Source organism: Staphylococcus sp. FSL H8-0121 (assembly GCF_038008425.1).
Lineage (GTDB): Bacteria > Bacillota > Bacilli > Staphylococcales > Staphylococcaceae > Staphylococcus > Staphylococcus pasteuri.
This window is the reverse complement of record NZ_JBBOZB010000001.1, coordinates 1,030,705-1,045,435: the sequence shown is the minus strand read 5'-3', so window position 1 is coordinate 1,045,435 and position 14,731 is coordinate 1,030,705. Positions and strand designations below refer to the sequence as shown.

Sequence of the window (14,731 nt, the reverse complement as noted above, 5' to 3'; positions counted from 1 at the left end):
GGCATATTGGATTGTACATCAACAATCTAGTATGTCTTTTTATTTTGGAGGAAAATAAAATATTACAATATGGAAAAATCATTCAACCAGATGTGACATTAACTAATGAACAGATCGCAAATATAAGTAAAGGCGTCATATTGAAAAATAATCGATGGCATTGTGTTCAATGTGAAACGAATAAACAAATATATTTTCATAGTTACTATTCTGATTATAATGAGAAGGAAATTGTTTATTGTAGAAAATGTATTCAATTAGGTCGTATGGATAGTCAGACTGATTATAGAATATTGCAGAGTAAACAAAAGGTTTCAGAATGTAATTATCAATTAGACTTCAATCTTTCTGAACAACAAAACTATGCTTCAAAACAAATTGTAGATGCTATAAAAGAGAAAAGAAAGATACTGCTTTATGCAGTAACCGGAGCAGGAAAGACAGAAATGATTTTCGAAGGTATAAAAGTAGCTAGAAATAAAGGTGATAACATAGCCATTATATCACCACGAGTTGATGTAGTCGTAGAAATAAGTCAACGTATTAAAGATGCTTTTTCTCAAGAAAACATAGATGTGTTACACCAAAATTCACCACAACAATTTGATGGACATTTTATCATTTCAACCGTGCATCAATTATATAGATTTAAAAATCATTTTGACACCATTATTATTGATGAAGTAGATGCTTTTCCGCTTTCTATGGATGATGATCTAATTAGTGTGATTCATTCAGCCTCTAAACATTCAGCATGTCAAATTTTCATGACAGCAACACCACCGAGAAAACTATTATCTTCCATAGAAAAAGACAATGTAATTAAACTGCCTGCAAGATTTCATAGACAACCTTTACCAGTTCCAATTTTCCAATATTTAAAATTCAACTCTCGAAAAATTCAATTTAAGTTATTAAATATTTTGATAGAACAAAAACAATGCCAACGTTATACATTAGTATTTTTCAATCATATTAATAGCATGATTGAAGCCTATGAAAATTATCAATCACATATTCAAAATTTAATCTATATTCATAGCGAAGATGATGAGCGGTTTGAAAAGGTTAATTCCCTAAGAGAAGGTAAACATCCAATAGTTTTCACAACAACCATTCTCGAAAGAGGGTTCACCATGGAAAAATTAGATGTAGTCGTTACAGAAGCGGATCAATTTTCAAAGGAGGCATTGATTCAAATAGCAGGTCGTGTAGGAAGAAAGAAACAAGCGCCAACAGGAAAAGTAATTTATTTGCATAATGGTGTATCAATGGCAATGATTTTAGCAAAGAAGGATATTAAAGACATGAATAAATTAGCTATTAGGAAAGGCTGGCTAGATATATAAATGCAACGATGTTTACAATGTTTAAATCCAATCAACGAAGCTATAACGATTATTAATTTTTATAAACCTCCAAGTGTTATATGTGAAAAGTGTTCTGAATTGTGGCAGAGAATAAGTTTAAAAGACGAATTTAAAAGGTGTACCCGCTGTTTAAAAGCTTTAGATAAAGATGAACAAAATTGTGAGGATTGCTTATTTTTAAAACAACATTTTAATATTGATTACCAATTAATATGTGATTATAAATACGAAGGAATTATGAAAGATATGATACATCAATATAAATTCTTGAAAGATCAATATTTAAGTAAGGTCATTGCTGAAATGATTAACGTACCAAAAGTGGATTATGATTATATCATTCCTATACCATCTCCCCATGAACGTAATATAATGAGAACTTTTAATCCAGTTGTAGAAGTATTAAAAGCTAAAAATGTGACTTACGATAATATATTGTCAATGAAATTAAGACCTAAACAAGCAAACTTAAATAAAAGATTACACATAAAGGAAAGTAATCCATTTTATATTAATGAAGAAGTTGATTTAACTAATAAAGCAATATTACTCATAGATGATATTTATACAACAGGATTAACTATCAACCATGTAATGTGTAAATTATCCGAATTAAATGTCAGAAAATTCAATGTGTTTGCGTTTGCAAGATAAGTGCGACGTGGTAAAATATAATTAAGCATTACCAATATAAGAGGTTAAAGGAGAGATTGACTATGATTAGATTTGAAATTCATGGAGATAACCTCACTATCACAGATGCAATTCGCAACTATATTGAGGAAAAAATTGGTAAGTTAGAGCGTTACTTTAATAATGTGCCAAATGCAGTTGCACACGTTAAAGTTAAAACTTATTCAAATTCAACTACTAAAGTTGAAGTAACAATCCCTCTTAAAGATGTTACTTTAAGAGCTGAAGAAAGACACGATGATTTATATGCAGGTGTTGATTTAATTACGAATAAACTTGAACGTCAAGTTAGAAAATATAAAACTCGTGTAAATCGTAAGTACCGTGATCGTGGTGATCAAGAAGTATTTGTTGCTGAAGTTCAAGAAGCACCACCTGAAGAAATTAGTGGCGCAGAAGAAAGTACAGACAATGATATTGAAATCATCCGTTCTAAACAATTTAGTTTAAAACCAATGGATTCTGAAGAAGCAGTTTTACAAATGAACTTACTAGGTCATGATTTCTATATCTTTACTGATCGTGAAACAGATGGCACTAGTATTGTATATCGTAGAAAAGATGGAAAATACGGTTTAATCGAAACATCTGAACAATAAAACTTAGATAAAGCTTATCTTAATTGAAATAAGCAAATATGTTTTTATAATTAAATGGACAGATAGATATGGGGGAGTGAGATTAGGGATTCATATAGGAATTCCTTCTCACTTCCTTTTTATATTTAAAGCTACTTGATAGATTAATGAATGAAAATTTATGGTTTAATAGAGGGTAAATAATGCTTATTTATATATAGTCTCACATATCATACAACGTTAACCATTATTGAAAATAACGAATTTCATATACCGTATAATAAATTTCGTAATTTATGCGAAGTTTATTTATTTGAGACGAGAAATAATACATAGTAACATGTTAGAATTAACTTGTTGACAATTCATTAGATTCAACATAAACATAGCATCATGCTAACTTAAATTTAGATGTTTGAATTTATGAAGAAAATAGCGTAAAGTATGTAAGCCTTAAAGACAAAAAATATTTACGTCATTGATAAAGGATAATTAGATATCCGAATGAGTATTTAAGTATAATTCTAAATGTATAAATGGTAAGATAAATTGTTGAAAGCCAAACAGTTTTTTAGCTAAAGGAGCGAACAGAATGGGATTTTTATCAAAAATTGTTGACGGCAATAAAAAAGAAACGAAAAAACTAGGGAAATTAGCTGACAAAGTACTCGCATTAGAAGAAGATACAGCTATTTTAACTGATGAAGAGATACGTAATAAAACGAAAGAATTTCAAGAAGAACTTTCTAAAATTGAAGATGTAAAAAAACAAAATGATTATTTAGATAAAATATTACCTGAAGCATATGCGCTTGTAAGAGAAGGTTCAAAACGTGTATTTAATATGATTCCTTACAAGGTTCAGGTAATGGGTGGTATTGCGATTCATAATGGTGATATTGCCGAAATGAGAACTGGGGAAGGTAAAACATTAACTGCAACAATGCCTACATATTTAAATGCATTAGCAGGTCGTGGTGTGCATGTTATCACTGTCAATGAATACTTATCTAGTTTCCAAAGTCAAGAAATGGCTGAATTGTATGAGTTCCTAGGTTTAACAGTTGGTTTAAACTTAAACAGTAAAACAACGACAGAAAAACGTGAAGCATACGCTCAAGACATCACATATAGTACTAATAATGAATTAGGTTTTGATTATTTAAGAGATAACATGGTAAATTATGCTGAAGAACGTGTAATGCGACCACTTCATTTTGCTATCATCGATGAGGTCGATTCTATTTTAATTGATGAAGCAAGAACACCATTAATTATTTCTGGAGAAGCTGAAAAATCAACATCTTTATATACTCAAGCAAATGTATTCGCTAAAATGCTTAAAGCGGATGAAGATTATAAATATGATGAAAAAACTAAATCTGTAAACTTAACAGAACAGGGTGCCGACAAAGCTGAACGTATGTTCAAAATTGATAATCTATATGATGTACAAAACGTAGATATTATTAGTCACATTACAACAGCATTAAGAGCTCATGTTACGTTACAACGTGACGTTGACTATATGGTTGTTGATGGAGAAGTACTTATCGTAGACCAATTCACAGGTCGTACAATGCCTGGTAGACGTTTCTCTGAAGGTTTACACCAAGCGATAGAAGCTAAAGAAGGCGTTCAAATTCAAAATGAATCTAAGACAATGGCATCTATCACATTCCAAAACTATTTCAGAATGTACAATAAATTAGCTGGTATGACTGGTACAGCTAAAACAGAAGAAGAAGAGTTCAGAAATATATATAATATGACAGTAACTCAAATTCCTACTAATAAACCAGTTCAACGTGTCGATAAATCAGACTTAATTTATATTAGTCAAAAAGGTAAATTTGATGCAGTTGTAGAAGATGTAGTTGAAAAACACAAAAAAGGTCAACCAGTTCTATTAGGTACTGTAGCTGTTGAAACGTCAGAATATATTTCAAACTTATTGAAAAAACGAGGCGTTCGACACGACGTTTTAAACGCTAAAAACCATGAACGTGAAGCAGAAATCGTAGCAGGAGCAGGTCAAAAAGGCGCTGTAACTATTGCCACAAACATGGCAGGTCGTGGTACAGATATTAAACTAGGTGACGGCGTTGAAGAAATCGGTGGTTTAGCGGTTATAGGTACAGAACGTCATGAATCACGACGTATTGATGACCAATTACGTGGTCGTTCTGGTCGTCAAGGTGATAATGGTGATAGCCGATTCTATCTTTCACTACAAGATGAACTAATGGTACGTTTTGGTTCAGAACGTTTACAAAAAATGATGAACCGACTAGGTATGGATGATTCTACACCTATTGAATCTAAAATGGTTTCAAGAGCTGTAGAATCCGCACAAAAACGTGTTGAAGGTAATAACTTTGATGCACGTAAACGTATCCTAGAATATGATGAAGTGTTACGTAAACAACGTGAGATTATTTATAAAGAAAGAAACGATATCATTGATAACGAAGATAGCTCACAAGTTGTAGATGCAATGTTACGTTCAACATTACAACGAGGCATTAACTATCATATTAACGAAGAAGAAGAAAACTTAGATTATCAACCATTTATTAACTATATAAATGATGTTTTCTTACAAGAAGGCGAATTAAAAGAATCAGAAATTAAAGGTAAAGATTCTGAAGATATTTTCGAAGTGGTATGGGCTAAAATTGAAAAAGCTTATGCTGAACAAAAAGAAACACTTGGCGATCAAATGAACGAATTCGAACGAATGATTTTATTACGTTCAATTGACAGTCATTGGACAGATCACATTGATACAATGGATCAATTACGTCAAGGTATTCATTTACGTTCATATGCACAACAAAATCCATTACGTGATTATCAAAATGAAGGACATGAATTATTCGATATAATGATGCAAAATATCGAAGAAGATACATGTAAATTTATTTTGAAATCAGTAGTACAAGTTGAAGATGACATTGAACGTGATAAAACAACTGATTTTGGTGAAGCAAAACATGCATCAGCTGAAGATGGTAAAGAAAAAGTTAAACAAAAACCTATAGTTAAAGGTGAAGAAATAGGTCGTAATGACCCTTGTCCTTGTGGAAGTGGCAAGAAATATAAAAATTGCCATGGTCAAGCATAATTTTGTGTAAAACAATGACAATAATATTTGATAGCCTGGGGCATAATTGTCTCAGGCTTTCACTTTTTGTAGAATTTAAAAAAACGGAGTTTAAAGAAGAGTTAAATGCTGTTAGCAAGCATTCATCTCTTTGATGACACGTTTATTTATCATACACTGCACTTAATCTTGAATATGATAGAATATAAATGTATAAAAATGATGTATCTGTTTATTTAAGATTAATTAAAAATAATATTTATGTTAAAACAATAAATCAAACTACAAGTGAAATAGGAGAGACATTATGGAATTATCAGAAATCAAACGAAATATAGATTCGTATCAAGACAATTTAAGTCAAATTAGGGGGTCTCTTTGACTTAGAAAATAAAGAGACTAATATACAGGAATATGAAGAAATGATGACTGAACCTAATTTTTGGGACAATCAAAATAAAGCACAAGATATTATAGATAAAAATAACGCTTTGAAATCTATCGTTAATGGTTATTATAAATTAGACGAAGCTGTTGAAGATATGTCAGCAACTGTTGAACTTTTACAAGAAGATTATGACGAAGACTTGAAACAAGAATTAGAAAATGACGTCGTTGCATTTAAAGAAGATATTGATCGTTTCGAATTACAATTACTGTTAGACGGTCCATATGATGCGAATAATGCTATTTTAGAGCTACATCCTGGCGCAGGTGGCACTGAATCACAAGATTGGGTGAGTATGTTATTAAGAATGTACCAACGCTATTGTGAACAGAGTGGTTTCAAAGTAGAAACAGTTGACTATTTACCTGGTGATGAAGCAGGAGTGAAAAGTGTGACATTATTAATTAAAGGTCATAACGCTTATGGTTATTTAAAAGCTGAAAAAGGTGTGCATAGGTTAGTTAGAATTTCACCTTTTGATTCGTCAGGTCGACGTCATACATCATTCGCATCTTGTGACGTTATTCCAGACTTTGATAACGATGAAATTGAAATCGAAATTAATTCTGATGACATTACAGTTGATACATTTAGAGCATCTGGTGCAGGTGGACAACATATTAATAAAACAGAATCAGCAATTAGAATTACCCACCATCCTACTGGTATTGTTGTTAATAACCAAAATGAACGTTCACAAATTAAAAACCGTGAAGCAGCTATGAAAATGTTGAAATCAAAATTATATCAACTTAAATTAGAGGAACAAGCACAAGAAATGGCAGAAATTCGTGGAGAACAAAAAGAAATAGGATGGGGAAGTCAAATTCGTTCATATGTATTCCATCCTTATTCAATGGTAAAAGATCATCGTACCAATGAAGAAACTGGTAAAGTAGATGCTGTAATGGATGGAGATATTGGTCCATTTATTGAATCGTATTTAAGATGGCAAATGGATAAATAAGTTATAAGTTAAATAGGCAATAATTGGAATAATATTTTGAAAGGTGCTTACGTGATAAGCGCCTTTTTAATTTATAATTTTTTAAGTATGTAGTAGTTAAATGTTTTGAAATCCATTTTAATAACGCAAATACGTATATTTGAAAAAGCCTATAACTAAATAACTCTATGCAATTAGTAGTTTGTAATATTACTCAGTAATATTTTGGCTAGGTGTAAAAATAGCCTAAAAAATTAATGGGATGACTGATACTAATGAATTTGTAATGAAATATATATGGCAAGTTTATATTATTGTGTATAAATATTATATTACATCAATTTAACATTACTCATTTTAAAATAATATTGTGGTATATTAAATTCATCAAATTAGAATTTACAACAAAGGAATGACATATTAATGAAGAAGACGTTTTTAGTATCATTATCATCAGCAGCTGCATTTATTGCATTAAGTAATGTTGCAGACGCTCAAGAACAAACATCTATATCTAATGTTAATGCATCTCAGAATGTAGCAGCAGTGGAAACTGACAGTGCGAGCCAATATATCGTCAAATCAGGTGATACGTTGTATCAAATCGCTTTAGATCATGATATTACTTTAGACGAATTGTATAAACTTAATCCTGGAGTAACACCATTAATTTTCCCTGGAGATATTATTGTAGTATCGCCAACAGGATTAGCAAACCAAGTTCAAAATACATCATATAGCTCTAATCAATTCGAAGCTGAAGAACCAATTCCATCAGCAAGTACACAATATAATAATGTGCCACAAGTATCAGCACCTCAAGTACAATATACAGCAGAACCATCGTATGAAGGTTCAAATGGTTTACATTCAATAAGTAATTCTGGGAACTTATATGCATTTGGTAATTGTACTTATTATGCATTTAATAGACGTGCTGAATTAGGCAAACCAATTGGTAGCCTTTGGGGTAATGCTGCTGACTGGGCTACTAGCGCTAGAAATGCAGGTTTCACAGTAAACAATACTCCAGTTGCAGGAGCAGTATTCCAATCTAATCCAGGTACTAATGGTGCTGGAGGATATGGGCATGTAGGTGTTGTTGAAAAGGTAAATAGTAATGGTACACTTACAGTTTCTGAAATGAACTGGAACGGTGGATTTAATGTTAAATCATATAGAACAATCACAAATCCAGGAAGTTATAATTATATACACTAATCTTTAACATTTAATAGGATTAAAATAGCAGTAATACAATGATTTAAAATTATTGTATTGCTGCTCATTTTTTATCGATATTTTGTGTACTAAGTGAAGGTTTTGAAAACGATATTAGGATATTGCTTTTAATCATAACGATGATTGGTATAATAAAAAATAAGTCTTCATCTATGATTAAATATAAAGGAGGCATCACACAATGGGCATTCATCAATATTATAAAAGATTATCTGATTTGGAAAAGCTTATTAGGTTGCCTGGCAAATTTAAATATTTTGAACATAACGTAGCTGCGCATTCATTTAAAGTAACTAAAATAGCACAATATTTAGGTACTGTAGAAGAATATAATGGTAATGTCATTGACTGGAAAAGTTTGTATGAAAAAGCTTTGAACCATGATTTTGCAGAAGTGTTTACTGGAGATATCAAGACCCCTGTAAAATATGCTAGTAGAGAGTTGAAAATGCTTTTTTCTCAAGTTGAAGAAGAAATGGTAGAGAATTTTATCGAAGAGGAAATTCCTTCTCAATATCGTGATATTTATAGATTGAGACTACAAGAAGGTAAAGATGACTCTATAGAAGGTCAAATACTAGCTGTAGCAGATAAAATTGATTTACTTTATGAAACGTTTGGAGAAATACAAAAACGTAATCCCGAACCATTATTTTTCGAAATATATGAAATGAGTTTAGAAACGATTATGCAATTCGATCATTTAGCTTCTGTTCAAGATTTTATTGATAATGTAATTCCTGAAATGTTAACTGAAAACTTTATCCCAAGAACAGAATTACGTGAAACGACAATGACAATACTTAATAAAAGAAACAGGTGAAATAAATGATTTGGTATGCATGTGCTGCATTTTTTCCTTGTATATTAATCGTTCTCTTTAGTGTAGTTACTAAAAATAAATGGATTGGTACTTCCGTAACTTTAATATTAATAGCTACGTCAATTTATAAAGGCTTTTTCCACAATGAATGGATTATCTTTATAGATGTTGTATCATTGCTAGCCGGATATTTAATCATAGATCAATTAGAATTTCACAAAAGAGAAGAATAACAGAAACAATACACTGAATTAACCATCATGATAAATAAATATTAGTTTAGAAAGCAAGCATAGTTCGTTAACTATGTTTGTTTTTTGTTTATCATATAATATAAAAATTTTAGCGAACAAATGTTTGTATTTCGTGGTGAAAATTTGTTAAAATAGATAATAAATTATGAATAAATAATCCCATGTATACTTATAAGAACAGACTGATGCATGACTAATAAATAATAAGGGAAATAGATTAATAAATTCGTATAGTAGGAGTAACACTCTTTCAAAGATACTCAATTAATAATAAGTAATAGATTTTAGATGCAAACAACTTAGGAGGCGTATGTCGTAATGGTCGAACATTATCCATTCAAATTAAATTCAGAGTTTGATCCACAAGGTGACCAACCTGAAGCTATAAAGAAAATTGTAAAGGGTGTTGAAGAAGGTAAAAGACATCAAACATTACTTGGTGCAACTGGTACGGGTAAAACATTTACAATGAGTAATGTGATTCAACAAGTGGGTAAACCTACATTGATAATCGCACATAACAAAACATTAGCTGGCCAATTATATAGTGAATTCAAAGAATTTTTCCCTGAAAATAGAGTGGAATATTTCGTTAGTTATTATGATTACTATCAACCTGAAGCATATGTACCATCTACGGATACCTTTATAGAAAAAGATGCTTCTATTAATGATGAAATTGATCAATTAAGACACTCTGCGACAAGTGCATTGTTTGAGAGAGACGATGTTATCATCATTGCTAGTGTAAGTTGTATTTATGGTTTAGGTAACCCAGAAGAATATAAAGATTTAGTTGTTAGCGTCCGCGTTGGTATGGAAATGGAACGCAGCGAATTACTAAGAAAATTAGTAGATGTACAATATACTAGAAATGATATAGATTTCCAAAGGGGTACATTTAGAGTCCGCGGTGATGTGGTAGAAATTTTCCCAGCATCTAGAGAAGAAATGTGTATTCGAGTGGAATTTTTCGGAGATGAAGTAGATCGAATTAGAGAGGTTAACTATTTAACTGGCGAAGTTATTAGAGAACGTGAGCATTTTGCTATATTCCCAGCATCTCACTTCGTTACTCGTGAAGAAAAAATGAAAGTAGCAATCGAACGTATTGAAAAAGAATTGGAAGAACGATTAAAAGAATTAAGAGATGAAAATAAACTACTTGAAGCCCAAAGATTAGAACAACGTACAAATTATGATTTAGAAATGATGCGGGAAATGGGCTTCTGTTCAGGTATCGAAAACTATTCAGTTCATTTAACATTACGACCATTAGGTTCTACACCTTATACATTATTAGATTACTTTGGTGATGATTGGTTAATTATGATCGATGAATCTCACGTAACATTGCCTCAGGTTAGAGGGATGTATAATGGTGACAGAGCGCGTAAACAAGTTTTAGTTGATCATGGTTTCAGATTGCCAAGTGCTTTAGATAACAGACCACTAAAATTTGAAGAATTTGAAGAAAAAACAAATCAATTAGTATATGTATCAGCAACGCCAGGACCATACGAATTAGAACATACTGATGAAATGGTCGAACAAATTATTAGACCTACAGGATTACTAGATCCGAAAATTGATGTACGTCCAACAGAAAACCAAATTGATGATTTGTTAAGTGAAATTCAAGATAGAATTGATAAGAATGAAAGAGTACTTGTTACAACGTTGACGAAAAAAATGAGTGAGGACTTAACTACCTATATGAAAGAAGCGGGTATTAAAGTAAATTATCTTCATTCAGAAATTAAAACGCTTGAAAGAATAGAAATTATTCGAGATTTAAGAATGGGTACATATGATGCCATCGTTGGTATTAATTTACTAAGAGAGGGTATAGATATTCCTGAAGTTTCTTTAGTAGTCATTTTAGACGCGGATAAAGAAGGATTTTTACGTTCTAATCGCTCATTAATTCAAACAATTGGACGAGCAGCACGTAATGATCGAGGCGAAGTAATCATGTATGCTGATAAAATTACAGATTCAATGAGATACGCCATTGATGAAACACAAAGACGTCGTGAAATACAAACAGCGCATAACGAAAAATATGGTATTACGCCTAAAACAATTAATAAGAAAATTCATGACGTTATTAGTGCTACTGTTGAAAATGACGAAACAAATGAAAATAAACAAACTGAACTACCTAAGAAAATGACTAAAAAAGAACGACAAAAAACGATAGAAAATATAGAAAAAGAAATGAAAAAAGCAGCTAAAGATTTAGACTTTGAAAAAGCAACAGAACTAAGAGATATGTTATTTGAATTAAAATCAGAAGGGTGACAATTAAATGAGAGAACCATCCATAGTAGTGAAAGGTGCAAGAGCGCATAATTTAAAAGGTGTCGATATTGAATTACCTAAAGACAAATTAATTGTAATGACAGGTATTTCAGGTTCAGGTAAGTCTTCATTAGCCTTTGACACTATTTATGCAGAAGGCCAAAGAAGATATGTAGAATCATTAAGTGCATACGCACGACAATTTTTAGGTCAAATGGATAAACCAGATGTAGATACTATTGAAGGATTATCACCGGCTATTTCCATTGATCAAAAGACAACAAGTAAGAACCCACGATCTACAGTTGCAACCGTAACTGAAATTTACGATTATATCAGATTATTATATGCTCGAGTGGGTAAACCTTATTGTCCAAACCATAATATTGAAATAGAGTCACAGACTGTTCAACAAATGGTAGATAGAATATTAGAATTAGAAACGCGAACAAAAATTCAATTGTTAGCTCCTGTGGTTTCACATCGTAAAGGAAGTCATGAAAAGCTAATCGAAGATATTGGCAAAAAAGGTTATGTACGTTTACGAGTAGACGGAGAAATTGTTGATGTTAATGAAGTGCCAGATTTAGATAAAAACAAAAACCATACTATAGAAGTTGTTGTTGATAGACTAGTCATTAAAGAAGGAATTGAAACAAGACTAGCAGATTCTATAGAAACAGCACTTGAATTATCTGAAGGAAGTTTAACAGTTGATGTAATTGATGGAGAAGACCTAAAGTTCTCTGAAAATCATGCATGTCCTATTTGTGGATTCTCAATTGGCGAATTAGAACCACGAATGTTTAGTTTTAACAGCCCATTTGGTGCTTGTCCTACTTGTGATGGGTTAGGTCAAAGATTAACAGTCGATATGGATTTAGTTATACCTGACCCAAACAAAACACTAAACGAAGGTGCCATTGAACCTTGGGAGCCAACAAGTTCAGATTTTTATCCAACTTTACTAAAACGTGTCTGTGAAGTTTATAAAATTAATATGGATAAACCTTATAAAAAACTTACCGATAGACAGAAAAATATATTAATGCATGGCTCAGGCGATAAAGAAATTGAATTTACATTTAACCAACGATTTGGTGGCGGCAAACGTAAAAGAAAAATGGTCTTTGAAGGTGTTCTTAATAATATTGATCGTCGATATCATGAATCACCATCAGAATATACTCGTGAAATGATGAGTAGATACATGACCGAGTTACCTTGTGAGACTTGTCATGGCAAGCGTTTAAGTAAAGAAGCATTGTCTGTTTATGTTGGTGGATATAATATAGGCGAAGTTGTTCAAGATTCGATTAAAGAAGCATTGAAATATTATCAAAACATTGAACTATCAGAACAAGACCAAGCAATAGCAAATCAAATTCTTAAGGAAATTATTTCACGTCTAGCTTTCTTAAATAATGTTGGGCTTGAATACCTTACATTAAACCGTGCTTCTGGAACATTATCTGGTGGTGAAGCACAACGAATTCGATTAGCAACACAAATTGGGTCTCGTTTAACAGGTGTACTTTATGTTTTAGACGAACCTTCAATAGGTTTACATCAGCGTGATAATGATCGTCTAATTAACACACTTAAAGAAATGCGGGATTTAGGCAATACATTGATTGTTGTAGAACATGATGATGATACGATGCGTTCTGCAGATTATTTAGTGGATGTAGGTCCAGGTGCTGGTAGTCACGGTGGTGAAATTGTTGCACAAGGTACACCAAAACAAGTGATGAAAGATAAAAACTCATTAACTGGACAATATTTAAGTGGTAAGAAGAAAATTGATGTACCTGAATATCGTCGGGAAGTTACGAAAAAGAAAATTAGTATTAAAGGTGCTAAAAGCAATAACTTAAAAAATGTAGATGTTGATTTCCCTCTATCAGTAATGACTGTAGTGACAGGTGTATCAGGCTCAGGTAAAAGTTCATTAGTTAATGAAGTGTTATATAAATCACTAGCACAAAAAATTAATAAATCTAAGGTGAAACCTGGAGAATATGATTCTATTAAAGGCATAGATCAATTAGATAAAATTATCGATATTGATCAATCACCGATTGGTAGAACACCACGTTCAAATCCAGCAACTTATACAGGCGTGTTTGATGATATAAGAGATGTTTTTGCTCAAACCAATGAAGCTAAAATACGTGGCTATCAAAAAGGTCGTTTTAGTTTTAATGTTAAAGGCGGACGTTGTGAAGCTTGTAAAGGTGACGGTATTATTAAAATAGAAATGCATTTCTTACCAGATGTTTATGTTCCTTGTGAGGTATGTGACGGTAAACGCTATAATAGAGAAACACTTGAAGTCACATATAAAGGTAAAAATATTGCTGATGTTTTAGAAATGACTGCTGAAGATGCAACTCATTTCTTTGAAAATATACCTAAGATTAAACGTAAACTACAGACATTAGTAGATGTTGGTTTAGGATATGTCACATTAGGACAGCAAGCAACAACTTTATCTGGTGGGGAAGCACAACGTGTTAAACTCGCATCAGAATTGCATAAACGCTCTACAGGACGTTCCATTTACATTTTAGACGAACCAACAACTGGTTTACATGTAGATGATATTAGCAGATTATTAAAGGTATTAAATCGTCTTGTTGAAAATGGTGATACTGTTGTGATTATTGAACATAACTTAGATGTCATTAAAACTGCAGATCATATTATTGATTTAGGCCCAGAAGGTGGCGATGGTGGTGGAACGATCGTTGCTACTGGTACGCCTGAAGACATTGCGAATGTAGAAAACTCTTATACAGGACAATATTTAAAAACTGTATTAGAAAGAGATAGAAATAAAGATTAATCATAAAAGAATGATGTTATAATTTATATTAAGGTGATTTCAGAGTATACTGGAATCATCTTTTTTAAATGTAGATATTTATCATCCAAATTAAAAAGAATACACATTTTTCAAAAACA

Annotated in this window: 10 protein-coding genes; all 10 read left to right on the top strand. The window is 31.7% G+C overall.

Annotated features, from left to right (window positions below; translation table 11 throughout):
- Positions 1–44: 44 nt before the first annotated feature.
- The 10 genes from LFT63_RS05195 (at position 45) to uvrA (ending at position 14,612) form a co-directional block, all read left to right on the top strand.
- Complete coding sequence (locus LFT63_RS05195) at positions 45–1,349, top strand: DEAD/DEAH box helicase family protein (protein WP_029056483.1); 1,305 nt, start codon at positions 45–47, stop codon at positions 1,347–1,349.
- Entirely contained in the window at positions 1,350–2,024 is a 675-nt protein-coding gene (locus LFT63_RS05190; RefSeq protein ID WP_340768176.1) for a ComF family protein, read from the top strand.
- Positions 2,025–2,086: 62 nt separating this feature from the next.
- Entirely contained in the window at positions 2,087–2,662 is a 576-nt protein-coding gene (gene hpf / locus LFT63_RS05185) for a ribosome hibernation-promoting factor, HPF/YfiA family (RefSeq protein ID WP_029056485.1), read from the top strand.
- Positions 2,663–3,233: 571 nt separating this feature from the next.
- A complete protein-coding gene (secA, locus tag LFT63_RS05180) occupies positions 3,234–5,768 on the top strand; it encodes a preprotein translocase subunit SecA (protein ID WP_029056486.1) in 2,535 nt (844 codons plus the stop codon).
- A 286-nt stretch (positions 5,769–6,054) separates the two neighbouring features.
- Positions 6,055–7,162, top strand: a protein-coding gene (gene prfB, locus LFT63_RS05175; RefSeq protein WP_096807838.1) for a peptide chain release factor 2 whose coding sequence is annotated in 2 segments (ribosomal slippage) — positions 6,055–6,126 and positions 6,128–7,162 — 1,107 coding nt in all. Because the reading frame shifts where the segments join, the coding sequence is not laid out codon by codon here.
- A gap of 402 nt (positions 7,163–7,564) precedes the next feature.
- Positions 7,565–8,362, top strand: coding sequence for a COG3942 and LysM peptidoglycan-binding domain-containing protein (locus tag LFT63_RS05170; RefSeq protein ID WP_029056488.1), 798 nt, complete (start codon positions 7,565–7,567; stop codon positions 8,360–8,362).
- Positions 8,363–8,564: 202 nt separating this feature from the next.
- Positions 8,565–9,206, top strand: coding sequence for a YfbR-like 5'-deoxynucleotidase (locus tag LFT63_RS05165; protein WP_017638176.1), 642 nt, complete (start codon positions 8,565–8,567; stop codon positions 9,204–9,206).
- A gap of 5 nt (positions 9,207–9,211) precedes the next feature.
- Positions 9,212–9,439 (top strand): CsbA family protein, encoded by a 228-nt coding sequence (locus LFT63_RS05160; protein ID WP_017638175.1) that lies wholly within the window; start codon positions 9,212–9,214, stop codon positions 9,437–9,439.
- Positions 9,440–9,778: 339 nt separating this feature from the next.
- Complete coding sequence (gene uvrB / locus LFT63_RS05155) at positions 9,779–11,764, top strand: excinuclease ABC subunit UvrB (RefSeq protein WP_029056489.1); 1,986 nt, start codon at positions 9,779–9,781, stop codon at positions 11,762–11,764.
- A gap of 7 nt (positions 11,765–11,771) precedes the next feature.
- A complete protein-coding gene (gene uvrA, locus LFT63_RS05150) occupies positions 11,772–14,612 on the top strand; it encodes an excinuclease ABC subunit UvrA (RefSeq protein ID WP_046466466.1) in 2,841 nt (946 codons plus the stop codon).
- The last annotated feature ends 119 nt before the right edge of the window (positions 14,613–14,731 follow it).